Raw genomic sequence first — 23517 nt, forward strand, 5'->3', positions numbered from 1 at the left:
TCTTTGAGGATCAACACCGATGTTGCTGCTGATCATTTTGTGGGTGGGATGGTGCGCGGTGCACAGCCTGCTGATCACCGCCACGGTCAGGCGGTGGGTTGAACACAGGGGCGGCCTTTGGCTAGGGCTGTACCGGATCGGCTATGTGGTTGCCGCCCTCGGCACCCTGCTGCCGCTGTTGTGGTACACGGCCCATCTGCCGCAGCATCCCTTCGGTCCAGTGCCCCTGTGGCTGCGGGGTGTGCAAGGACTGCTGTTCCTTTATGCCTTGGTCCTGTTCGGCGGTGGCCTGCGGGTCTACGACCTGCAAACCTTCCTCGGCCTCGCCCAATGGCGCGCGTACCGGGCAGGGCAGGCCAGTCCGCCGCCGACCTTCCAGGCACGCGGCATCCTCCGCGTTGTCCGCCACCCCTGGTACAGCGGCGGTTTCGCCCTGCTCTGGGCCCTGCCGGAACTGACCGATGTCACCCTGGTCAGCCGCGCCATCCTCTCTGTCTATCTCGTCATTGGCGCGTTGCTGGAGGAACGCAAAATGCGGGCACTCCTCGGCGAGCCTTACCGCGCCTATTGCCGGAACGTGCCGATGTTCATCCCCTGGAAGTTCGGCCGCTGAAGGCGGTTACTCGGCCTCCCCGAGCAGTGCCCGCCAGCGGCGAATATTGGCCTCGTTCAGTTGCCGTTCTTCCTTTTCACTCAGAAACCGGCCCAGCGGTCGTAAATCGCCGGCATCCTCGATCCTGCCGAAGGACATGTTGGCCCCGGTGTGCATCCAGGCGTCGCCAAAGGGAAAGAGGCGAAAGGCGGTGAGCAGGCCGACCGCATCTCCCTGTTGTGGCAAGGACTGGTCGAGGATGAACAGCTCCTCGCCGGTGATCACATCAAGCGCCACCACGCCGCCTGCCGGGACGATCTCCCTGAGCCAGAAGACCGAAAACCGGGCCTGGATCATACCTTCCAGGAGCATGCGCTCATCGCTCCCCTGGGGATAGAGCTTGCGGTTGAGCAGCTGCCGCACCAGGCTGAATCCACGCGGCCGATACATGTAGAGCAGATAGTCCTGAAAGACATCCATCTCCAGTTCGTGCTCGAAACCGATGACGAATTTTCCGTTCTGTTTGCTGAACATGCCCAGCCGCTTGCCGCAGGCCCGAATGGCCTCCTTGCCGGCCAGTTTGGCCGCGCGGGCATGGAGCACGGGCATCAGCGGCCACAGTCGTTTATACTCGGCCACCAGGTCTTCAAGATTGTCGGGGATGATTGACGGCACGACCTTGCTCCTCTATTGGGACATAGGGTGATGGTTCTTGCACGCATCGTCAAGGACACGGAGAAAAAACTCTCCATACCGCGCGGCAGGCGTGCAGTCCACCAAGAACATCACGGTCCGCTGTTTTTCCCGCTCGTTTTGGGGAATGACGGCGGCGAACCCGATGCCCGCTCCCGTGACAAGACGTTCGTTGTTTGCCGGAAAATATTGTATACTCCCTGGGCAACCACGGATGGGCCGATGCAATGCACGCCCTCCGAAAAACAGAGACAGACCGTTGCCCGCTCGTTCCCATCGTTCGCCATACCCTCGTTTCTTGCCCGCCAACCCCCATGCAAAGAGGTCGTTCCATGACAGACCAACACCGCCACTTCGGATTCACCACCCGTCAACTCCATGCCGGCCAGAGCGTTGATCCGGTTACCGGCAGCAGGGCCGTGCCGCTCTACCAAACCACGTCCTACCTGTTCAAGAACGCCGAGCACGCGGCCAACCTCTTTGCCCTCAAGGAATTCGGCAACATCTACACCCGGATCATGAACCCGACCACCGACGTGCTCGAGCAACGGGTGACCGACCTGGAAGGCGGCATTGGCGGGCTGGCGGCCAGCAGCGGCCATGGCGCGCAAACGCTCGCCTTTCTCACCCTGTGCGGCGCCGGCGATCATATCGTCTCCAGCAGCAGCCTCTACGGCGGCACCTACAACCAGCTGCGCTACACCCTGCCTCGTCTGGGCATCGAGGTCAGCTTTGCCGACCCAAGCGATCCGGATTCCTTTGCCCGCGCCATTCGCCCCACCACCCGGCTGATCTATGGCGAGACCCTGGGCAATCCCGGTCTGATCGTCTTTCCCTTCGAGGAGGTCGGGGCCATCGCCCGGGCGCACAATCTGCCGCTGATGATCGACAACACCCTGGCCACGCCCTACCTGTGCCGGCCGATCGAATGGGGCGCCCACATCGTCAGCCATTCCACCACCAAATTCCTCAACGGCCACGGCACCTGCCTGGGCGGCCTGCTGGTCGACAGCGGCACCTTTGACTGGCGTTCCGGCCGGTTCGCCACCTTCACCGAACCCGACCCTTCCTATCACGGCCTGGTCTACAGCAGCCTCGGGCCGCCGGCCTTCATCCTCAAGGCACGAGTGCAAATGCTGCGCGATCTGGGCATGTCCGCCGCGCCCTTCAACAGCTGGCTGACCGTGCAGGGCATCGAAACCTTGAGCCTGCGCATGCAACGGCATGTGGCCAATGCCCTGGCTGTGGCCGAATTTCTCCAGCAGCACCGGCAGGTGGCCTGGGTGAGCTATCCGGGGCTGGCCGATCATCCCAGTTACGAGCGGGCACGGCGTTATCTACCCGAGGGCGCGGGGGCGATTCTCACCTTTGGCATCAAGGGGGGACGAGAGGCGGGTGAACGTTTTATCGACAATCTCAAGCTGTTCAGCCATGTGGCCAATGTCGGCGACGCGAAAAGCCTGGCCATCCACCCGGCCAGCACCACCCACAGTCAACTGAGCGATGAAGAACTGCGCGGGGCCGGGGTCACGCCGGACATGATCCGCCTGAGCGTCGGGTTGGAGGATACGGAGGATCTGTTCTGGGATCTGGATCAGGCCCTGGTCTGAGCCAAAGACGGCAGCGGGAACACGATCACGGCACGGTCGACTGCCCGGAAGCGCCACTGGTGCAGTCGGTCGAGACCTGGCAGCCATCGCCGCCGTCCAATCCGGGGATGCCGGACGGGGGTGCGGTCCCAGGCAAAACGCTGGACTGACCGCTTGCCGGCGTGCTTTCCGGGGTGCCGAGATAGGCCAGAATGGCGGCTTCTCCCCTGCGGATCGTCCACCCTTCCGGGGTTCTGGTCATCAGCACGGGAATTTCCTCGATCCCCAGGGCGGTCAGCAGGTTTTTGTTCAGGGAAGGCGAATAACCGGCATTGACGATCACCTGCGGCAGGTCGATGGAGGTGACCTGGTCGATGGGGTTGAAGGCCACGGTGGCCCGGCCGTTGGTTTTCAGCGAGGCGATCACCCGTTCACAGTGGTCACAGGTGGAGGCATAGAACAGATAGTGCTGGGGGTACTTCAGCAGTCCCGGACGGCTGGCGAACACGCCGGCGGTGAAGGCCTGTTCGCCGTTGACAGGGTTGCGGGCGAGGTCCAGACTGGCAAAGGCCAGCGCCGCGGTGGCGAAGACCAGAAATCCGGGCACGATCTGTTTCCAGCCAAGCAGCAGGTTAAGCAGCACCACGAAGGCGAGAATCCCGACACAGTAGGCACAGAACGCCTGAGCGACCAGATACTGGAAGCTGACCAGTACCGCCTCCACCCCGAGCCCGGCCAGCAGGACCGTGCGAATAAACTGCGGCAGCCGCCGCATCTCTCCCCGGGCTGAACGCAGCCCCCAATACACCAGCTGGAAGAAGAACAGTCCCACCCCATTGAATACCAAGGGCGAAACCCGGGTCAACTTTTCCACCACCTTGCAGCCGCCATTGAGGCACAGGGGCGATCCCTGATAGAGGGTGTAACCGATCTGCCCGACAATCAGCAGACTGGCGACAAGGGCCAAAAACTGGCCCAGTTGGAGCGCGGCGTTTTTTCTCTTCAGCATGGGGTACCGGAGGTTGGACTGGCAGCATGCGGCCGGATTCCCGCAGGTGCGGGCAAGGCCAATGGTGTGTGCAAAGATCGCCTATAATGAACCATTCTCCCCTTTGTGTCAACCTCACTGAAGAGAAGAACGAAACGACGGAGAATTATGAAGCAGGTTCCCGCAACGGGCAGAGAAGGCTCACCGGGACGGGACTGCGTGGAGAACACGCCGGTACAGCGCTTCGGCCTGATAGGAACTACGGACAAAGGGGGCCGAAGCCACGGCCTTCAGTCCCATGGCCAGGGCCTGCTGTTCCAGGAGGGCAAACTCCGAAGGCGGCAGATAGCGGACCACCTCCAGATGGGCGCGCGAGGGCTGAAGATACTGGCCGATGGTGAGGATATCGCAACCGGCACGGGTGAGATCGGCAAAGAGTTGGCCCAACTCCACCTCTGTCTCCCCCAGCCCGACCATGATGCCGCACTTGGTCACCATGCTCGATGCCATGGTTTTAGCCCGCTGCAGGACGGCAAGGCTCTGCTGATAGTCGGCCTGGGGCCGGACCGTTGGGTAGAGGCGTACCACGGTTTCCAGGTTGTGGTTGAGCACCTCCGGCCGGGCTTCGACCACGGTTTGCAGCGCCTGGTGATTGCCCTGGAAATCGGGAATCAGCACCTCGATCAGGGTGTGCGGGTTGCGTTCCCGGATGGCCCGAATGGCGGCGGCAAAATGGCCGGCGCCGCCGTCGGCCAGATCATCGCGGGTGACCGAGGTGAGCACGCAGTAGCTGAGCCCCATGGTCTCCACCGCCTCGGCCACCCGGGCCGGTTCGTCCGGGTCGGGTGGCGATTGAGGCCCATGGCCGACGGCGCAGAAGCGGCAGTTGCGGCTGCAGCGGTCGCCGAGCAGCATGAAGGTGGCGGTGCCCTGACCGAAACACTCGAACTGGTTGGGACACATCGCCTCCTGACAGACCGTGCTCAGGCACTGGTTCTTGATCAGGGAGCGGATGCGTTCGTACTGGGGGCCGCTGGGCAGCCGGCGCCGCAGCCAGGGGGGTTTCGGTTGGATCGGTTCGGTGGTCATGGACGGGGTTGGATGCAGGGGAATGTGGCCATCAGATCATCAATGGCGAGCGATTGGACTTCCACAGCAAACAGTTCAGCCAGATGACGACGCAGGCACACCTTGACCCGGTCGAGGCTACAGCCGCTGGCCCCTTCCGCTGCGAGCGAGGTCATGGTCACGCCGGTAAGACCGCACGGGTTGATCCAACGGAAGGGTTCCAGATCAAGGTCGACATTGAGGGCCAGGCCATGGAAGGCCACCCCATGGCGGACGGCGATGCCGATGCTGCCCAGCTTGCGGTCGCTCACCCAAATGCCGTGGTTGCGGCAGTCGCGTCCGGCCCCAATACCGCAGTCGGCGGCGATGCGCAGCATCAGCTCTTCCAGCAGCTGGACGTAGTCGCTGACGCCGAGGCGTCGCTGCCGCAGGCTGATGATCGGGTAGAGCACCAGTTGCCCGGGCCCGTGAAAGGTGATCTCGCCGCCCCGTTCAATCGGGACCACGTCAATCCCTCGCTGCCGCAGAAACGGTTCGCTCACCCCCAGATGCGTCCGGTCGCCGTGGCGGCCGAGGGTGAACACCGGCGGATGTTCGACACAGAGAAAGCAGTCCCGCGCCAGCTCACCCCGATGCCGCCGCGCCGCCAGCTCGACCTGGAGGCCATGCACGGCCGCATAGGCCATCAGGCCCAGATCGCAGAAGGCGGCGGACATCGACATAAAACAACAGCGAAGATCAGTTGTCTGACGGCCCGACCAAACAGGGGCAACGGGCCGCCTGCACCTCGTCAAGCCGCCGCACCTTGGTCCGCTGCGGGGCCTGACGGAGCAGATCGGGCTGTTCGGCCGCCTCACGAACGATGGTCCGGAGGGTGGCGATGAACTGGTCGATGTCATCCTTGCACTCGGTTTCGGTGGGCTCGATCATCAGCGCCCCGTGCACCACCAGCGGAAAGTAGATGGTCGGCGGATGATAGCCGTAGTCGATCAGCCGCTTGGCCATGTCCAGGGTGGTGATCTTGCGCTCCTGCTGGTTGCGGTCGGAGAAGACGCACTCGTGCATGCAGGGCCGGTCATAGGGCAGATGAAGGACATCCTTCAGCTGCTCCTTGATGTAGTTGGCATTGAGCACCGCCAGTTGGCTGGCCCGCTTCAACCCGGCCTCGCCCATGGTGAGGATGTAGCTGTAGGCCCGCACCAGCACCCCGTAGTTGCCGTGAAAGGCATGCACCCGGCCCACCGACAGCGGCCGGTCGCTGTCCAGCCGGTAGTGTTCTCCCTCCTTGACCACCCGGGGCACGGGCAGGAAGGGCTCCAGTTCGCGGGTGACGCAAACCGGCCCAGCCCCCGGCCCACCACCGCCGTGCGGGGTGGAGAAGGTCTTGTGCAGGTTGAGGTGGAGGACGTCGATGCCGCAGCGCCCCGCGTCGATCACCCCCAGCACCGCGTTCATGTTGGCGCCATCGCCGTAGACCAGGCCGCCCTTGGCGTGGACGATCTCGGCGATCTCGCGGATGCGCTCCTCAAACAGCCCCAGGGTGTTGGGGTTGGTGAGCATGATGCCGGCGGTATCCTCGTCCATCAGCGAGGCCACCAGGGCCGGATCGAGCATGCCCTGGTCGTCCGACTTGACCGGCACGGCCTTGTAGCCGCACAGGGCCGCCGAGGCCGGATTGGTGCCGTGGGCCGTATCCGGGATGAGGATCTTGTGGCGCTGACCGCCGCGACTGCGATGATAGGCATGGAAGATCAGCATGCCGGTCAGTTCGCCGTGTGCCCCGGCCGCCGGTTGCAAGGAGACCGCATCCAGGCCGGTGATGATCGCCAGGAACTGCTGCAACTCATGGAGCAGCCGCAGGGTGCCCTGGCAGAGTTCGTCGGCCAGCATTGGGTGAGCGCTGGCGATGGCCGGCGTGGCCGCCTGGCGCTCATTGGTCTTGGGGTTGTACTTCATGGTGCAGGAGCCGAGCGGGTACATGCCCGTGTCCACGCCGAAATTCCATTGCGACAGCCGGGTGTAGTGGCGGACCACATCGACCTCGCTCAGATCCGGAAAATCCACCGGTGCACCGAGCAGCGCCTCGTCGATGGCGGCAGCCGGGACATCGCTCTCGGGAATCGACATCCCGATCCGCCCCTTCTTGCCCTTGTGCCACAACAGCGGCTCGTTGAGGATCAGCCCGCCGGTCCCCAGGGATTCGCCGGTCTTCTCGATTGTGCTCATGCCCGCACCTCCGCCGCAATGGCGTCCATGGTCTGTTTGCTGATCGTCTCGGTCACGCAGAAGAGGTACTGGCCCGCACGCTCCGGATAGAGTGCGCCCAGTTCCAGACCGGCGACGATGTTCCTCGCCAGCAGCCGCTCGCGCACCGGCCGGAAGTCGGTCGGAAATTCGACCACGAACTCGTTGAAGCTCGGGGCAGCAAAGACGATCCGCGCCCCGGCCTGCTGCAACGCCTTGTGCAAATACTGACTCTTGTCGTAGTTGAGTCGGGCCAACTGACGCAGGCCGGTGCCGCCCAGCGAGGCCATGTAGATGGCAGCGGTCAGGGCGCAGATCCCCTGGTTGGAGCAGATGTTGGAGGTGGCCTTTTCGCGGCGGATATGCTGCTCGCGGGTGGCGAGCGTCAGCACATAGCCGCGCCTCCCTTCGACATCCTTGGTCTCGCCGACCAGCCGTCCGGGCAGATTGCGGACAAAGGGTTCCTTGCAGCCGAACATGCCCAATCCCGGCCCGCCGAAAGAGGGGGCGATGCCGAAGCTCTGGCCCTCGCCGCAGACGATGTCCGCCCCGCAGGCACCGGGATTTTTCAATAGGCCATAGGCGAGCGGCTCGGTGAAACAGGTGATGAACAGTCCGCCTGCCGAATGAATGGTCGATCCGGCCGCATCCAGATCCTCGATGACGCCAAAGAAGTTGGGCGACTGCAGGGCCACGGCAGCCAGGTCGTCGACACCGGCCAGCCCGCTCAGATCGGTGCGGCCATCTGCCTGATAGTCCAGCTCCACGATCTCGAAGCCGGCGGGCTGGAGATAGGCCCGGACCACGGCGCGATAGTGGGGATGAATCGTCTTGGACATGGCCACCCGCCGTTTCTTCTTGGCGATGCGCAAGCCCATGAGCAGGGCCTCGGCCAGGGCGGAACCACCGTCGTACATCGAGGCGTTGACCACATCCACGCCCAGCAACCGGGCGGTCAAGGTCTGATACTCGAAGATGCCCTGCAGGGTGCCCTGGGCCATCTCCGGCTGATAGGGGGTGTAGGCGGTGAGGAATTCCGAGCGGCCGGCCAGACTGCGCACGGTTTCCGGGATGTGATGGCGATAGCTGCCGGCACCGACCAGCAACTGGGAGGTGTCGTCCACCCGCATGGCACCGGCCAACTGGCGCAGGTGGTCGTTCAGCTCCCATTCGCTCTGGGCGGCGGGCAGGTTCCAGGGGTTGGTCATCCGGCACTCGGCAGGCACGCTGTCAAACAGTCGGTCCAGACTGTCGACACCGATGGCCGCGAGCATGGCACCGATCTCTTCGGAGGTATGAGGCAGGTAGCGCATCGGCTTATCCTTTGAGCATCTCGAGGTAGCTGGCCGCGGTGTGCAGCTGCTGGAATTCGCCCGGATCAGACGGCTTGATCTCGATGATCCAGGCGCCGTACGGATCCTGATTGATCAGTTCCGGCGCATCGGTCAGGGCGGTGTTGACCGCGATCACCGTGCCGGACAGGGGCATGTACAGCTCGGACACCGCCTTGACCGACTCCAGGGTGCCGAATTCATCGCCCTTGGCGAAGCTGTCGCCGATGGCCGGCAGCTCGACAAAGACAATGTCGCCCAGCTGGTCCTGGGCATAGTCGCTGACACCGATGCGTGCGGTGTCACCGGTGATTTGCGCCCATTCGTGGTCATCGGTGTAGCCGAGGTCGCCGGGCAGATGCAGTTCGTCGAGTTCTTTCATGGATGGTTCTCCTCAAAGGTTACAGCATATTCTGGATGGGTTTGCGGGCGGTGCGGTCCGGCCGGATGTCGTCACGGATCTCCGCCTTCAGCCTCCGTTTGCCGTCGGTGAGCACAATTTCCGTGCCCACGGGCAGTTGGGTCTGGAGACGGACAAAGCCGCAGCAGAGGCCGCGCGGTGAGAAAGAGGCAGGGCGACCATTCTCGACCGGGGTGGCAATGCTGACAATGGTGCCGTTCACCCGGTCCATGGCCATGTCGGTGGTGCAGGTGAGGATGGTGCCCAGTGGATTGCCGTCCACATCGGTCACCAGGCTCCTGTCGCCGAGAGGGATCTTGCGTGGATCGAAGCCGGCAAAGGCCTGGGTGCAGGGCGCACCGGACACCGCCCGCAGGGCGGCGCTGCCGATGAACTCCTTGGTGAATCCGGTGGCGGCCTCGTCCCAGGGCAGCACAAACAGCCAGGGGTTGGCGGCAAAGAGCCAGGGGCCGATATCCTGGTGGGAGAGCGGCAGGCCGGCGCCGGCGCGCAACGAGTCGCGGGCCGCCAAACCGCAGGCGATAATCCCCTCGGACTCGCCTGCCGAGAGCAGCAGGCTCCACAACCGCTCGACATGCGCCGGCGCAATAAAGAGTTCAAAGCCGAACTCGCCGGTGTAGCCGGTGCGCGAGACCAGCACCGGCGTGCCGTCAATGAGCGTCACTGACACGGCGGCGGGCAGGGTTTGTGGAGCGAAACTCCCCTTGAACGAGAAGTAGACCATCTTGGCAAAAACCTGGTCAGGATCGCGCAGCACCCGGGTCAAAATCTTGCCGGCCAGCGGCCCTTGGATGTCCATCTTGCCCACCCGGTCGGTGTGGTCGGTGATCCGCGCCGCATCGCCGTTCGGGTTACGTTGGTGCAGATGGGCACTCACCGGTCCGCCCATGGCGGCGTTGACCACGAGCATGTAGTCCGTCTCGCCGCACTGATAGACAATGGCGTCGTCGATCACCCAGCCGTTGTCGTCGAGAAACACCCCGTAGACGCAGCGGCCGGGAACGAGCGGCCCTTTCCCCGGCCCGATGCATTGCTCCAGGTCCTTGGAAAAGCAGCGTTGCAGCAATTCGCGCACCGCCGGGCCGTGCAGGGTGAGCACCGCCATGTGGCTGGTGTCGAACAGCCCGGCAGCGGTGATGGCCGTCAGATGCTCGGCCTTGGCGCCCGCCGGATACCAGAGCGGCATCTCATAGCCGCCGAAGGCCGCCATGTTGGCCCCATGGCTGACATGCCAGGCATGCAGCGGGGTGGTTTTCAACGCTGTTTCCATTCGCGGCTCTCCTCCCATTACTCGTTGCCCTCACTGAACCCTGGAACCGGTTGACCGGTCAGGGGAACCTTGAGGTTGAAACTCTTGTAGACCACAAAGGTCTCGACCGAGCGCACATTGTCGATGGTCGCCACCTCCTGGGTGAAGAACTCAAGCAGGCCAAAGTCCTTACTCAGCATGGCGGTGACGATGAGGTCGAACTGGCCGGTGACCACGCACACTGAAATGACGCCGCGCAGCCGGCTGAACTCCTCGCCTTTCTTGACCAGATCCATGTCCTTGACCCGCACGCCCACCATGACGATCTGCTGATCGGGCAAGGCCTCGGGGTTGACCAGGCCGCTGATGGAAAGTACGCCCTCGTCGATCAGCTTCTTGACCCGCGAGCGCACTGTGCCTTCGGCCAGATGGAGATCGTCGGCGATTTTCTTGAAGGAGGCCCGGCCATCCTTGAGGCGGTTGATGATAGCGAGACTGGTGGCGTCAAGATGCATGGGCGGCGGCGATTTGATGAAATATTGATCAAACGCTAAAGAAAAATATCGATCCTGTCAACATTGATCTTTTTTTTTGCCGAATACGTCAAAACACAAAAAAAACGCGACCGAGGTGCGCCTGAACGGCCGGGAAAGAGAAGTGCGCCTGTCGGGCAAAAAAAAAGCTCCGGTCAACGAAGACCGGAGCTGGAGGGGTGAAACCGGGGGCAACCAATTATTTCAAGGCGGCCAGGGCGGCATCGTAGTCCGGTTCTTGAGCGATTTCAGGAACCTGCTCGGTGTGGACCACCTTGCCGTCAGCGCCGACAATGACAATGGCACGGGACAGCAGGCCGGCAATGGGGCCAGTGGTGATGGTCACCCCATAGTCCTTGCCAAAGGCCGGAGAACGGAACACGGAAAGCGACTCGACATTTTTGAGGCCATCGGTCTCGCAGAAACGGGTATGGGCAAAGGGCAGGTCCGCGGAGATGCAGAGCACAACCGTGTTGTCGGTCTCACCGGCCATCTTGTTGAAGCGGCGCACCGAGGCCGCGCACACCGGGGTATCGATGCTCGGAAAGATATTGAGCACGATTTTTTTTCCTTTGTAATCCGCCAGGCTGACCTCGGACAGGTCCGTCTTGACCAAGGTGAAGTTGGGGGCGGCTGAACCCTTGGCCGGCAGTTCGCCGATGGTCTCGATTGCATTGCCTTTCAACGTGATTTTGGCCATGGTGAGTCTCCTTTTTGTTCAAATGAGTTGTCAACTTGCGTCAAATGTCTGTCCCGAAAGCGCATGGGATAGATCCCATGCGCTGTGCACCAGCAAAGAATGATACATTGATGCAGAAAATAATCATTATCATTTTTTTGTAAAGCAAAAAGAAGCGGATAGATTTTTTTCCTGCCCTCCGGAAGAACGCGTTGGACGGTCGGCCCGGGGATGCCCGGCTCCATCACTGCAAGGACTCGGCTTGCCGTGCATCGTACTCCTGTTGGGCCTGGGCGCAAGCGGTGCAGGTGCCGTGCACCACCACGCTGGCGTGATCGACCGTGCCGATCTCGCCAACATTGGACGGCAGTTCGGCCGTATCGAAGGAGGGCCAGAAAAAATCAAAGACCTGACCGCAGACATCGCACAGGAAGTGGTGATGGCGGGTGTGAAGCACCTCGTAGCGGGCTTGGCTCGCCGCTGTTTCCAATCGGTGGACCAGCCCCAGCTTTTCGAAAGTTGCCAGGGTGCGGTAGACGGTATCCAACGACAGGGTTGGCAGACGCCTTTCCAATCGCTTGTACAACGTTTCCGCCGATGGATGGTCGCGGGCCCCGAGCAGTTCCCGGTACACCTCCAGCCGCTGGTGGGTCACCTTGAGACCCGCTCCCTTGCATCTCTGCTCAAAATGTTGAATTTGCCGCTGAATGTGTATCGTTTCCATGCGCATAAAACTGATAATTTTTACTAAATATTCGTTACTGATCTGTAGTAAAAGGTATTCATACCGCCGTCAACGAGATTCTGCATTCTCCCTCATTGTGGTAGGCGAAGCGGCGTCGCTCCTTCGGTCGCGGCTTGTGCGTTCGCTGCCCTCACGCCGCCTGCTCGGTGGTGGCCAGCAGCTCGCCGATCCGGTTGGCATGGACCATACCCGCCGCCCACTCGTCGGGAATGGCCTGCCGGCCCAGGTGGGCGCCGAGGATCATGCCCGCCACCAGTCCCCGCGCCGCCGAATCGCCGCCGGCCATGACGTTCTCGATCAGCCCGGTCCGGAGATCGTCCGCGTAGGTGAGGACAAGATGGATGGCCCCGGGCAGGGCTGCGGCAATGCCGCACATCTGACCGAATTTGTTGATCACCGTGCGGGTGTCCTTGCCGCCGGAATCGAGGCCGCCGCGGATACGGATGTCCAGGTCAATGTCGTCCACCCCTTCTTCCAATGCCCCTTCCATGGCTTCGGCCGGATCGGCGCCGTGCAGGACAGCCCAGGCGGTTTTGGCGATGAATTCGGCACCGGCCAGGGTGGCCGGATTGTTGTGGGTCAGGGCGGTCTGCTGGCGCACCGCCGCCAGCAAGGCGTCTCGGTCGTTTCGGTACCAGTAGACCAGGGGTGCGATCCGGGCGGCCCCTCCCAGATCCGAGGAGCGGGAGCCGCACTGATCGAGCGGCAGCCCCCGTCCCAAGTTCTCCAGGGTGGTGGCGGTGGCCTTGTCGACATACCCCCGGTAGCCGACGAACAGCTCCTGCCATGCCGCGGCGAAATCGACCAGGGAAAATGTCCCGCTCCGGGCCAGCGATTCCAACAGCACCAGGGCCTGATCGCCGTAATGGGTAAACTCCCCCGCCCCCTTGCCGGCGTGGTAGGAATCGGGCAGGGGAGCCAACAATCGTTCCACCCGGCCGATACGCCGGTCGATTTCGGCCGTGTCGTAGATCCAATGCGCGCCGAGGGCCAGACTGTCGGCTGCAAACGAGGCCAGTACCATGGCCGTTGCCTGGGTTGTCATGACGATCCTCCTTGAGATTGTTCAGCGGCTCGAAAACAGCAGGAACGCTGTTCCCCGTATTTGCACACCAATAGGCCCGGTTGGCGGATTTGTCAAATGGTCCGGCGGCGCATGTCTGGGGCACCGGCACAGTTTGTCATAAACTCCGACACGCGAACGGTCGATACAACAGCATCTTCTTTCCATCCATTCCATCACCGACAAGGAGAACCGATGCGCATAGCTGCGACCACCATCGGCATGGATGCAGCGCTTACTTCCAAGGAAACGGAACAACGAATCAATCACCTGAGCACCAGCTCGGCAACAGGCCAGACCGATGCCTTCGGCATCCGCCTCGCCTCCCTGCTGGCCAGCTCAACCCACAGTCTCTGCAGTTGCCGCTCCGTGATCAGTCCGGTCCGTGGCGGTGTGGCGCCCCTCGATGCCGGTGCCCCTGCCCAAACGGACACCAGCAAAACGGTCCTGGCGCAGCTGGCCGAGCAGGTCATCGGCCAGCAGGTGACGATCACCGCGTTGGAACAAGAGCTGACTGCCCTTCCCCCTGGCCAGACCGCCTCGCCGCTGTTCAGCCTCGGCACGGCGCAGCTGATGCGCGGCACCCTCTCCAGCGAACGGCAATCGCTGCTCTTTGCCGCCCAGGGATGTGTCGAAACCACCGATGGCCGGCGCATCAGCTTTGATCTCGGGCTATCCATGGAGCGGACCACCGTGGCCGCCCAAACCGCCTTGCTCGGCGTTACGCCGCTCTTCATCGATCCCCTGATCCTGCAGTTCGACCTGGATGCCCCTCTGCTCGGCGACACTGTCTTCCGCTTTGATCTCGACAGTGACGGCATCGAGGAGGAGCTTGCCTGCCCGGGCAGCGGCTGCGGCTTTCTCGCCTTTGACCGCAACGGTGACGGCGTGATCAACAACGGACTGGAACTGTTCGGCCCGAGCAGCGGCTCCGGCTTCGGCGAATTGGCGGAACTCGATGACGACGCCAATTTGTGGATTGATGAAAGCGATCCGCTTTTTGCCCAACTGCGAATCTGGACCCAGGACGGCCAGGGAGGAAGATCACTGCGCACCCTGAAGGAGGCGGGCGTGGGCGCGATTGCCGTCACCCACGCCGGCAGCGGTTTTGAGTTGCAACAGACCGACGGCACGGTATTGGGCACGATCAAGGCCAGCAGTCTCTTCCTCACCGAGGATGGCCAGGTGCGCCCCATGCACGAGGTGGACCTGGCGTCGCCCGCGATCCCCGAAAACGCCGGATCCGCTGTTCCATCCCCGACCGAATCCCGGTTCGACACCGCCCTGCGGGCGCTGCGGGACATTATCGGCATCCAGCGGATGCGATTGCAGATGATGCTCACCGGCCAGCGGCTGCGCGGGACCATGGTCCGGAAAGAGGAACGGCACGATCTGCTGTTCAACTGGCTGCAGGCGCGCGGTGAGTGGCAGACCCAGCTTGAACGCCGATTCGAGCTTCGCCCCGGACCCGCCGACCGGCCTGTCCTCGCGGCGAGTGGCGGCGATACCGCCGCCGTGCGGCACGGCTAAGACGAACCGCCCCCTGCCGTATCCCTGGTGGTCTGGTCGCCCCCCTCAGTCGCCTGCTCCGGCTCGTGTCGCCTCCTCGCCCGGTGGGTGCCCTCCGATGCGGGCCACGATCCCCGCCAGACCGGAATAGCGCACCAGCCGCCGCCGGACCGCGCGCAGCAGCAAGGCGCGCGGGCCAAACAGGGAGAACCGTCGCCGCGCTCGGGTGATGCCGGTGTACAGCAGTTCCCGGCTGAGGACCGGTGCATCCTCCTGGGGAAGGAGCAGCAGCACCTCGTCGAACTCCGATCCCTGCGCCTTGTGCACGGTGATGGCGTAGGAAACCTGCCAACTTGGCAGACGGGCCAGGCTGACCGGCCGGACCTCGCCGTTTTCCTCGGCGAACCAGGCCTGCAACCTGCCCTGGTCGTCGGGCCAGAGGATGCCGGTGTCGCCGTTGAACAGCCCTAACCCATAATCGTTGCGCTGGATGAGGATCGGCATGCCGCGATAGAACCGTTCCATCGTTGCGATACGCCCCAGGCGGCGAAAGATCGTCTCCGCCAGCCGGTTGATGCCTTCCACCCCGCCCGGCCCCTCGCGCAGGGCACAGAGGATGCGGCGTTGTCCAAGCGCCCGCAAGGCGTTCAGCGGTGTGTCGGCGGCAAACAGCGGCAGGAAGCATTGCGCGATCTGGTCGCGCAGCCAGGGGGTCTGGGCCGCCCCATGGGTTTCCTCGATGTGGAGATCCGGCGGGGCGGCATCCAGAATCGCGGCCACGGCCTCGGGCGCGCCGCTGTTGACTGCCCGCGCCAGGGTACCGATGCCGGAGCCTTCATGAAAGCGACGGCTGGTGTGCAGCAACACCAGGCAATCGCCCAGGGACGAGGCCAAGGGGACGGAGGCAGGCATCTGCCTCGGTCCGAGCAGCCCCCGCATGTGCCGAATCAGCCTTGCCGACCAGCCCGCAGCCCCTTCCCCGCACAAATCGCCAAACAGGTTACCCGCCTCCACCGAGGCCAGCTGATCACGGTCGCCGAGGAGAATCACCCGGCAGGCGGCCGGCAGGGCGGCGAGCAGGGCGGCCATCAGCGGCACGTCGATCATCGAGGCCTCATCCAGGATCAACAGATCAAGGTGGAGCGGATTGGCCCCATGGTGGCGGAAACCGGGACGGTCGTGATGCACGCCGAGCAGCCGGTGCAGGGTCTGGGCCTGTTCGGGAATCGGCGTCGCCAGCAAGGGGGGCAAGGCGTCCTTGGCGCGGCGAATGGATTCCCTGAGCCTGAGCGCCGCCTTGCCGGTGGGAGCGGCCAGGGCGATACGCGGCTTGGTTGGCGTCAGGGCAATCAGCAGGGCGAGCATCCGGGCCACGGTGTAGGTCTTGCCGGTTCCCGGTCCCCCGGAAATGATCACCAGCCGTTTATGGAGCGCCAGAACCGCCGCTGCCCGCTGCCAGTCCACCTCGACCGCCCCCTTGCTTTCGGGAAAGAGGGCCTCGACCAGGGGCAGGGCCGCCCTCTGGTCCACGGCCTCGATGCCGGCGGCCCGCCGGCTCAGGGCGCGGGCGATGACCGTCTCGTCCCGGTACAAACGGTGAAGAAAGAGATGATTGTCCGCATCCAGAATCAGGGGCCGAAGATCGCCGGGCGCGCCAACCACGGTGGAGCGCAGCAACTGCACGCGCAGCTGTCCGCTGTCCCGATAGGCGGCGTTGTCCACGCCTGCCGCCGCCAGAAGCTCCGGCAGGACGGACAGGGGCAGACAGGTGTGGCCCTGTCCGGTTGCCCAGCTGGCAAAGGCGGCGGCCAGGAGTAGTTGCGGGCAGCAACCCTGATCGATCCGTTCCAACAACTGGGCCGCCTGGACATCAATGGGCCGCAACCAATGGCCGGCGAGCAGGAAGTCAAGGAGATGCGCTGGGTTCATCGTCCCGCCCCTCCCCGACAGCAGTCGTCCAGGGCCTCGATCAGGGCCGCGTCAGGCCGGAAGGCATGAACGCCGCTGCCCGGCGGGTGGGCGGGATCCATGGCCCGGAGAAAGAGGTAGTAGACCCCGCCCACATGTTGCTCATACCGGTAATCGGCGATACGCGCGTCCAGGAAACGGTGCAGGGCCAGGGTGTAGACCAGGGCCTGCAGGTGGTACTGATGACTGTCCATGCACTCGGCCAGGGCCTCGGGGGTGTAATGGGCCAGACTGGGCCCCAGATGGTTGGACTTGTAATCGACGATCCAATATCGTCCCTGAAAACGGAAAACCAGATCGATGAATCCCTTCATCAACCCCTGCAGGCTGGTCACGGGGGTGGTCAGCGGCCGCAGGCCGGCCCCGTCGAGCAGGCGGTTGAACCGGCGGAGATCCACCTTTTCCAGGGGAAAGAGAAAGCCGAGTTCATTGATCCGGTCCCGGACCGGCACTTGGTTGAGGCTGCAGGCACCGGGCAGCTCCACCGCCAGCACCGCATCCAGCCAGCGGACGGCCGTCGCCTGCCAACGCGCCTCGATCCCTCCCTGTTCCAGCACTTCGGCCACAAGCTGTTGCTGCCCCTCGACCGGGTGGTTGCATTCCAGCCGCTGCAGCAGGGTATGCAGGCAGGTGCCGCTGGCCGCGCCCCGGGGAAAGGTGAACGGCGAACAACCACTGGCCGCCTCTTCGCTGGGTGCCATCGCCGGCTCGTCCCGATCGGTTTCCAACGCGGCGTCGCTGCCGGATGCCAGGCGCGAATAGCTGGTGATGGTCCAGCCGGGAACGACGCGACCACGAAAAAGGCGCGGCTGCGGCATGGGCAGGTCGATGTCGCTCTGGAAGCGGTGATGGCCGAACCTCTCGGGAAAAGGCCGCAGGCCAACGAGGGGTTGCGCTCCGCCCAGCTGTTCCAATTCCTGGCACAACTGCGCATCGCTTTCCGGGCAGCGCGCCCGATGCAGCAGGTAGGCCAATCCGCTCCGCTCCAAGCCGTTCACCCGGCCCCAGCAGAACAGGCAGCAGGATTTGGCCCGGGTCACCGCCACGTAGAGCAAGCGGAGCTCCTCGGCCAACTGCTCTTGCTCGGCCCAGCGTTGATGCTCTTCCTGGCCCGTGCCGAGATCCAGGGTCAGCCCCAGGCTGTCGCGTTCATGAAAACTGAGCGGCTGATCGGCGTCAAGACCGCGGCCCGCCCACGGGAAAGGAAGAAAGACCACTGGAAACTCCAGCCCCTTGGCTCGATGGATGGTAACGATGCGGATCAGCTGCTCATCGTTTTCCAATCGAATCAGCTGGTCGGCGGCGGTGTTGTCCGGGTGGTCGATCTGCTGCCGGAACCAACGCAGCAAGGCGGCCATGCCGTGGCGGCCGGCCGGGCTCTGTTGGAGCAGTTCGGCCAGGTGGAGAAAATTGGTCAGGCTGCGCTCGCCGCCCACCCGGGCCGACAGGCGGCGGGTAACGGCTTCCTGGGCAAGCAACTGCTGCAACATGGGCATGATCCCCTGTTCCTGCCACAGCTGACGGTAGCGGTGCACATCGGCAAGACGGATCTCCCACGCCCGTTCGTCGCTGTTCAGGGCATGCAGCTGCCCAGCGTTACAGCCAAACAGGTCCGTGGCCAGGCTGGTGCGGATACGGGCCGGATCGCCGGGATCGACCAGGGCGGCCAGCACCAGGGCCAGCTGCCGTGCCTCCTCGCTGGCAAAGACCGAGGCCTGGCTGGAAGCGAGGCTGTTCACCCCCCGCCGCCGCAAACCGGCCTGCATGGCCTCGGCCTCGCGGTGACTGCGCACCAGGATGGCGATATCCGAGGTCTGCAGCGCCTGGCCGCCAATGGTCGCCTGCCCCAGCCGGGCCTGGTCCAGCAGACCGACGATGGTGTTGCTGCACACGGTGACTGCGGCTCGCAGGGCCTTGTCCTTGCTGATGGTGGTTGACCGGGTGCTCTTGAGCCGCTCGCTGTCCAGGAGCAGCCCGATCAGGGGAGGAGCCGGCTCACCATCGAGCAGCAGCGGCTCGGCCCTGGCCTCGGTAGCGGCCTGAACAGGCTGGAAATCGATATCTTCGGTGAAGACAAAGGCATCCCGCCGGCAGCCGAACAGGGCATTGACCGCCCCGACCATGGCCGGGGTCGAGCGGTAGTTGGTGCCCATGGTGTAGCGATTCTCCGGAACCGTCTCCCGGCGGGCACGGATATAGGTGAAAATGTCGGCGCCGCGAAACGAGTAGATCGCCTGCTTGGGATCGCCGATCAAAAACAGAGCGGTGCCAGCCGGCCGCTCCTGGCGGTAGATGCGCGAGAACACCTGGTACTGCACCGGATCGGTGTCCTGGAACTCGTCCACCAGGGCGGCCGGATAACGGGCGGCAACGCGGTCGGCCAATTGACCACCGCTCCCCGGCTGCTCCAGCGCCTCAGCCAGCCGGGTGAGCAGGTCGTCAAAGGCCAGCCACCCCTGGGCGCGCTTGCGACGGGACCGTTCCTGATGCACAAAGGTCCGCGCCGTAGTCAGCACCTGGATGGTCCGGCAGCGGAGGAAGCGACCGTGATCCTGCACAAAGGTGTCGAACAGCGCAAAGAAAGGATGCTCCGGAGGCCCGGCGCTTTTCTTCTTCACCAGCGTGGCCATGACCGAGGCAGCCATCCGGGCGACGATCCTGGGCAGCAGATAGGGCATGACCGGACCGGCAGCCAAACCGTCCATGGCAGCCAGCAGCCCCGTCACCTGATCGTGACGGTAGGCGTTTTGATTGCGCAGCAGACTCGAATCCTGCTCCAGCAGGCAAGCCACCTGGGCGCGCTGCCGTTCCCAGGCTTCGCGCACCTGGGCGAACACGTCCCGGGCCCGTGCCGCCAGGGACGCCACCTCGGCATCCTCGACCTGGGGGATCAGGTCGCAGCGGAGGGCGGTGAGCGCCTTGCCCAATCCCTTGAGCAGCCCGGCCGGACCGCCCCAGGTGGCCAACGCCCAGGCGGCCTCTTCCTCGGAGGCCGGATAGAGATGGGTGCGCCAGAAATCCTCGAGCACCTCCTGAACAAGCGCCGCCTCGCTTTCCCGCAACTCGAGGTCAAAGGGCAGGCTCGACTCGAAGGCGTGATCACGGAGGATGCGCTGGCAGAACCCGTGGATGGTGTGGATGGCTGCCTCGTCCATCCGCACCAGGGCATCTTCCAGCCGCTGCCTGCTCCGTGCGGCAGGCAAAGCGGTGAGCAGCCGGAGCAACAGCGGGTCGGCGTCCCTCCGGCCGTGCAAGACATCAAGGGCCTCGCGCAGCCGGGTGCGAATGCGGTCGCGCAGCTCGGCGGTGGCCGCGCGGGTAAAAGTCACCACCAGGATTTGATCGATGGCGAGGCCCCGTTCCAGCAACAGACGGACAAAGAGCAGGGCCAGGGTGTAGGTCTTGCCGGTGCCGGCGCTGGCCTCAAGCAGGCGGCGGCCGTCCAGGGGCAGGGTCAGGGGATCAAGCGGCCGCACGGCTGTCCTCCACATGATCGAGGATGGGATGATACAGCGCGGCCAAACGGAAAAAATCCTCGCTCAGGTCGAGTTCGCTGCCCGAAAAAAAATACCCGTAGGCCGGATCGCGGCCCTCGCCTTCCCGCAGAAAGCCGCCTTCCCAGGTTTTGCGCGCCTCTTCCTCTGCCCTGTCCGCTTCCGCCCGGGCCCAGGCCCAGCTGGTTTCGGGGAAAAAGGGCAGCGGCCGCGTCAACCCCTGCCAATAGAAGGCAAGCAGCTGGTGCAGATGCTTTTCCGCCTCCGCCACCGGCCCAAGACTAATGGACCGCAGCGGGACGTCGGCCTGGCTGTCCCGGGCCAGATGCAATGAACACAAGGTGACCCCGGCGGGGGCCAGCAGGTTGAGGCACAGGTGGTGGACCCACAGTTCGACCAGATCCGCCCCCCTGAGCGCACCGGTCCGCCAGTTGATCCGCCCGCCCCGGTGCACCTGACCGAGCCAGCCGGTCAGGCGGAACGAGCCGATGGCATGGTCGAGTTCCATCGGCGCCACAGCCTCGGCCAACAACGGTCGCAGCTGCGCGGCAAAGGGTTCGCTCTCCGCGGCGACGGCCTTGAACGCACAGCTGCCGAAACCTCCCTGCGGCAACCGGCCGCTGCCTTCCAGGCTCGACCGCACCTGCTCCGGAGACAGGCCGGCAAGCAGTTCGCCGATGGTCTGCCGCCGCAGGTGATACTGCTGCAACGGGTCGAGGGCAAAGGGTTCGCTCTCCTCGATGACCGGAATTTCCTCACGCAGGCGAAGGCCGATGATCCGTTCGAGAAAGAAACGCACCGGATGGCGCCAGAAGCGGACCAGCTGGCCGATGTCGACGGTGCGCCACTCTTCGCCCGGGGGCTCCAGGGGAACGGCGAGAAAAGGCGAAGGCTCGGCCTCGTGCCCGGCCGGCAGCCAGCAGGGATTGTAGCTGGCAACGGCGCTGTCCCCGCCGTAGCAGCGGCGGCTGAAGGGCTGCATCGGATGGTCGGTGGTCAGCTGGTCGAGAACGGATCCCGTTGCACCCTCCGCACAGCGGCAGCTCTGTTCGAGGTAGTCGCGCAGCTCGCTCACCACCACCGACGGCGGCGCAAGGCTGTCATCGCGCTGGTTGCGGCCCACCCAGGAAAGAAAGAAGACATCGCGGGCCGACAGCAGCGCCTCGAGGAACAGGTAACGGTCGTCGTTGCGGCGGTTGCGGTCGCCCAAACGAGGCTCGGCGGCCATGAGGTCGAAGCTGACCGGGTGCTGGCCGCGGGGGAAGTCCTGATCGTTCATCCCCAGAAGACAGATCACCCGGAAGGGCACCGAACGCATCGGCACCATGTTGCAAAAGGTGACCCGGCCACTGAGAAAGGCCTGACCGCCGTCGGACCGGGACAGGGTCTCCTGGAGATACGCCTTGATCACCGCCAGGGGGATCGGCGCGTCGTGACGGGCAAGGCGGCAGTCGGTCCGGCAGTCGTTGATCGCCTGAGAGAGGTGTAACAGGCCCGGATCGTCCTCCTCGGCGGCAAAAACGTCCGCCAGCAGGGCCAGCAGCTCGTCGCACCAGGCTGCCACCGGACGCTCGGCCCGCAGGGTTCGCCGCCAATGGTCCAAGGTGTCGATCAGCGAGGCGAAGCCGCCCAGCTCGTTCACCTCGCCTCCGGCCAGGGGGCCGTAGGGCTGACGGCCGGCAAAGGGCACAGGGCTCTCGCCCATCAGATAGCCGAGCAGCAGCCGATCGAGACCGAACCGCCAACTGTGCGGTTCTCCGGTGGGCACGCCCAGCTCCCGGCGGTGGTCGGCATCCAGTCCCCAGCGGATGCCCGCCTCGCCCACCCAGACATGCAGCCTTGGAAGCAGGGCTGGATCAAGCCCGAAACGGCGAAGCACCGCCGGACTTTCGCACAGGGCCAACACCTCGGGCGCGGTGAACCGCCCGCCGAGGAGCTCCAGCAGGTCGAGCCAACAGCGGATTAGGGGTTGTTCCTCGGCCAAGGACCGGTCGGCGATGGACCAGGGAATATGCCGTTCCTGCCCGGCGGCGCCGAACACCCCGGCCACCGCGTCGGCGTAGCGCTGGATGTCCGGGGCGCTGACCAGGATGTCGTCCGGAGCGAGATCCGGTATCGTCTGGAAGAGATCGAGCAACCGGTCATGCAGCACCTGGATCTCGCGCAGGGGCGAAAAGCAACGGTGAAACTGGAGCGACCGATCCTCCAGGCCAAGGACGTACCGCTCAGCGCCAACGGCTGAACGGTCGTGGAGATCAAGCAGATCGTCCTGCAGGGCGGCAAGCAGATGCCGCGCGCCGTTTTCCTGGTACAGGTCGTTCTCCTGCGTCTCGCGGTCGAGCAGCTGGCAGAAGAAATCCTGGCCCGTGCCGCCGAGCGAAACCAGCAGCGGATGCCCCTGTTCGTGGTAGGTCGCGCTGCCGACCTCCTCCCGTCCGCTGGCCCGCATCCCCGCCAGTTGGCGGGCCGAAACCAGGTCGCCCCAGAAATGGCGGCAGGGACTGAGGTGAAAGAGGTGGACCTCGCTGTGGTTGCTGATCCCGGCAAGAATGTCGAGATAGACCGGCGCCAGGGCGTTGAGGCCAAAAAGGTGGAGCCGTTCGGGCAGAATGCCCTCGGCCACGGCACCGCCGCGCAGCAACGCCTGAAACCGTTCGCCCAAACGGGCGCGATGGGGCACGCCCTCCTTGACCAGCGCCCGCCACAACACGGCCTGCCAGTGCCCGTCCTCGCCCCGCTCCCAGCGGGCCAGCAGATCGGGACGAAAGACCAGATACTGGTCCAGCACCTCGCTGATCCGCCCGGCCAGCTGATAGGCCTTGATGCCATCCGCGTCATCCCGCAGATACGCCGCCAGTTCATGGAAAGGTGGTCGGGTGTCCAGCGAGGGCAGGAGCGCGGCCACCCGCCAGCGCAGCACCGAGGGCCGGAACAGGTCCTCTTCCGGTTTCTCGTCGGTCAGCCGGTGCAACAGCTCCCACACCAATCGGCCCGGCAAGGGAAAGCGGAGGTTGGCGGCGATGCCGGTGGCCAGGGCCAGTTGCCGATGCACCCACTGGGCCATGCCCTGGTTGTGGACCGCGATGATCTCGGGTGTCAGCGGGTCGGCGGGCGGTTCACGCATGAGGGTGCAAAGTTGCGCGAATAATGTTTCCAGTCGGTTGGATTGATGGAGATGGAACACCTGAGCTCCTTGCGGGTGGGCGCCTCATGGGAGCTCCCGGAGGCAGGCCCGAGCCGGCGGGAGCATCCTTGCCTCAAGAGAGCGCCGAGAAAAATGGATTTTTATTGTATGGAGATGCAAATAATTTGCTATAGTTAAATCGCAAACCGAACTTCTGCTGGCCATTT

18 protein-coding genes are annotated in these 23517 nt (G+C 64.2%); 3 read left to right on the top strand and 15 right to left on the bottom strand.

The window, feature by feature from the left end; genetic code table 11:
* Positions 1-19: 19 nt before the first annotated feature.
* Positions 20-613 (top strand): methyltransferase family protein, encoded by a 594-nt coding sequence (locus DESPR_RS13680; protein ID WP_015725386.1) that lies wholly within the window; start codon positions 20-22, stop codon positions 611-613.
* A 6-nt stretch (positions 614-619) separates the two neighbouring features.
* Here the strand turns inward: DESPR_RS13680 and DESPR_RS13685 are convergent, their stop codons facing one another.
* Positions 620-1267, bottom strand: coding sequence for a DUF7986 domain-containing protein (locus DESPR_RS13685; RefSeq protein ID WP_015725387.1), 648 nt, complete (start codon positions 1265-1267; stop codon positions 620-622).
* A 350-nt stretch (positions 1268-1617) separates the two neighbouring features.
* On the opposite strand from DESPR_RS13685, the gene DESPR_RS13690 reads away from it, so the two are divergent.
* Complete coding sequence (locus DESPR_RS13690; RefSeq protein ID WP_015725388.1) at positions 1618-2895, top strand: O-acetylhomoserine aminocarboxypropyltransferase/cysteine synthase family protein; 1278 nt, start codon at positions 1618-1620, stop codon at positions 2893-2895.
* A gap of 25 nt (positions 2896-2920) precedes the next feature.
* Here DESPR_RS13690 and DESPR_RS13695 read toward each other — a convergent pair whose 3' ends face one another.
* The 11 genes from DESPR_RS13695 to DESPR_RS13745 form a co-directional block, all read right to left on the bottom strand.
* Positions 2921-3883, bottom strand: a complete 963-nt coding sequence (locus DESPR_RS13695) for a vitamin K epoxide reductase family protein (RefSeq protein WP_015725389.1) — start codon at positions 3881-3883, stop codon at positions 2921-2923.
* A 180-nt stretch (positions 3884-4063) separates the two neighbouring features.
* Positions 4064-4951: a lipoyl synthase gene (gene lipA, locus DESPR_RS13700; protein ID WP_015725390.1), complete on the bottom strand. Its 888-nt coding sequence runs from the start codon at positions 4949-4951 to the stop codon at positions 4064-4066.
* Positions 4948-5652 (bottom strand): lipoyl(octanoyl) transferase LipB, encoded by a 705-nt coding sequence (gene lipB, locus DESPR_RS13705; RefSeq protein ID WP_043770123.1) that lies wholly within the window; start codon positions 5650-5652, stop codon positions 4948-4950. The genes lipA and lipB overlap by 4 nt, the downstream gene beginning before the upstream one ends.
* 16 nt (positions 5653-5668) lie before the next feature.
* Positions 5669-7156, bottom strand: a complete 1488-nt coding sequence (gene gcvPB / locus DESPR_RS13710; protein WP_015725392.1) for an aminomethyl-transferring glycine dehydrogenase subunit GcvPB — start codon at positions 7154-7156, stop codon at positions 5669-5671.
* Positions 7153-8487 (bottom strand): aminomethyl-transferring glycine dehydrogenase subunit GcvPA, encoded by a 1335-nt coding sequence (gene gcvPA, locus DESPR_RS13715; RefSeq protein WP_015725393.1) that lies wholly within the window; start codon positions 8485-8487, stop codon positions 7153-7155. The genes gcvPB and gcvPA overlap by 4 nt, the downstream gene beginning before the upstream one ends.
* 4 nt (positions 8488-8491) lie before the next feature.
* Positions 8492-8887 (bottom strand): glycine cleavage system protein GcvH, encoded by a 396-nt coding sequence (gene gcvH / locus DESPR_RS13720; protein ID WP_015725394.1) that lies wholly within the window; start codon positions 8885-8887, stop codon positions 8492-8494.
* A gap of 19 nt (positions 8888-8906) precedes the next feature.
* A complete protein-coding gene (locus DESPR_RS13725) occupies positions 8907-10196 on the bottom strand; it encodes an aminomethyl transferase family protein (protein ID WP_015725395.1) in 1290 nt (429 codons plus the stop codon).
* A 17-nt stretch (positions 10197-10213) separates the two neighbouring features.
* Positions 10214-10690: an Lrp/AsnC family transcriptional regulator gene (locus tag DESPR_RS13730; protein WP_015725396.1), complete on the bottom strand. Its 477-nt coding sequence runs from the start codon at positions 10688-10690 to the stop codon at positions 10214-10216.
* Positions 10691-10907: 217 nt separating this feature from the next.
* On the bottom strand, positions 10908-11408 hold the full coding sequence (gene tpx / locus DESPR_RS13735) for a thiol peroxidase (protein WP_015725397.1): 501 nt from the start codon (positions 11406-11408) through the stop codon (positions 10908-10910).
* A 223-nt stretch (positions 11409-11631) separates the two neighbouring features.
* Positions 11632-12111, bottom strand: a complete 480-nt coding sequence (locus DESPR_RS13740) for a Fur family transcriptional regulator (RefSeq protein ID WP_169701628.1) — start codon at positions 12109-12111, stop codon at positions 11632-11634.
* 151 nt (positions 12112-12262) lie between these two features.
* On the bottom strand, positions 12263-13177 hold the full coding sequence (locus tag DESPR_RS13745; protein ID WP_015725399.1) for an ADP-ribosylglycohydrolase family protein: 915 nt from the start codon (positions 13175-13177) through the stop codon (positions 12263-12265).
* Positions 13178-13390: 213 nt separating this feature from the next.
* Between DESPR_RS13745 and DESPR_RS17475 the strand changes: the two genes are divergently transcribed.
* Entirely contained in the window at positions 13391-14725 is a 1335-nt protein-coding gene (locus DESPR_RS17475; RefSeq protein WP_015725400.1) for a hypothetical protein, read from the top strand.
* Positions 14726-14770: 45 nt separating this feature from the next.
* On the opposite strand, the gene recD is transcribed toward DESPR_RS17475, so the two are convergent.
* The 3 genes from recD to recC are packed head-to-tail and all read right to left on the bottom strand — an operon-like array spanning position 14771 to position 23350.
* Positions 14771-16633: an exodeoxyribonuclease V subunit alpha gene (gene recD, locus DESPR_RS13755; RefSeq protein WP_015725401.1), complete on the bottom strand. Its 1863-nt coding sequence runs from the start codon at positions 16631-16633 to the stop codon at positions 14771-14773.
* Complete coding sequence (recB, locus tag DESPR_RS13760) at positions 16630-20148, bottom strand: exodeoxyribonuclease V subunit beta (protein WP_015725402.1); 3519 nt, start codon at positions 20146-20148, stop codon at positions 16630-16632. Before recB ends, recD begins: the two co-directional genes overlap by 4 nt.
* Complete coding sequence (gene recC, locus DESPR_RS13765; RefSeq protein ID WP_015725403.1) at positions 20135-23350, bottom strand: exodeoxyribonuclease V subunit gamma; 3216 nt, start codon at positions 23348-23350, stop codon at positions 20135-20137. Before recC ends, recB begins: the two co-directional genes overlap by 14 nt.
* Between the last annotated feature and the right edge of the window lie 167 nt (positions 23351-23517).

The organism is Desulfobulbus propionicus DSM 2032, assembly GCF_000186885.1.
In the GTDB taxonomy this organism is placed as follows: Bacteria; Desulfobacterota; Desulfobulbia; order Desulfobulbales; family Desulfobulbaceae; genus Desulfobulbus; species Desulfobulbus propionicus.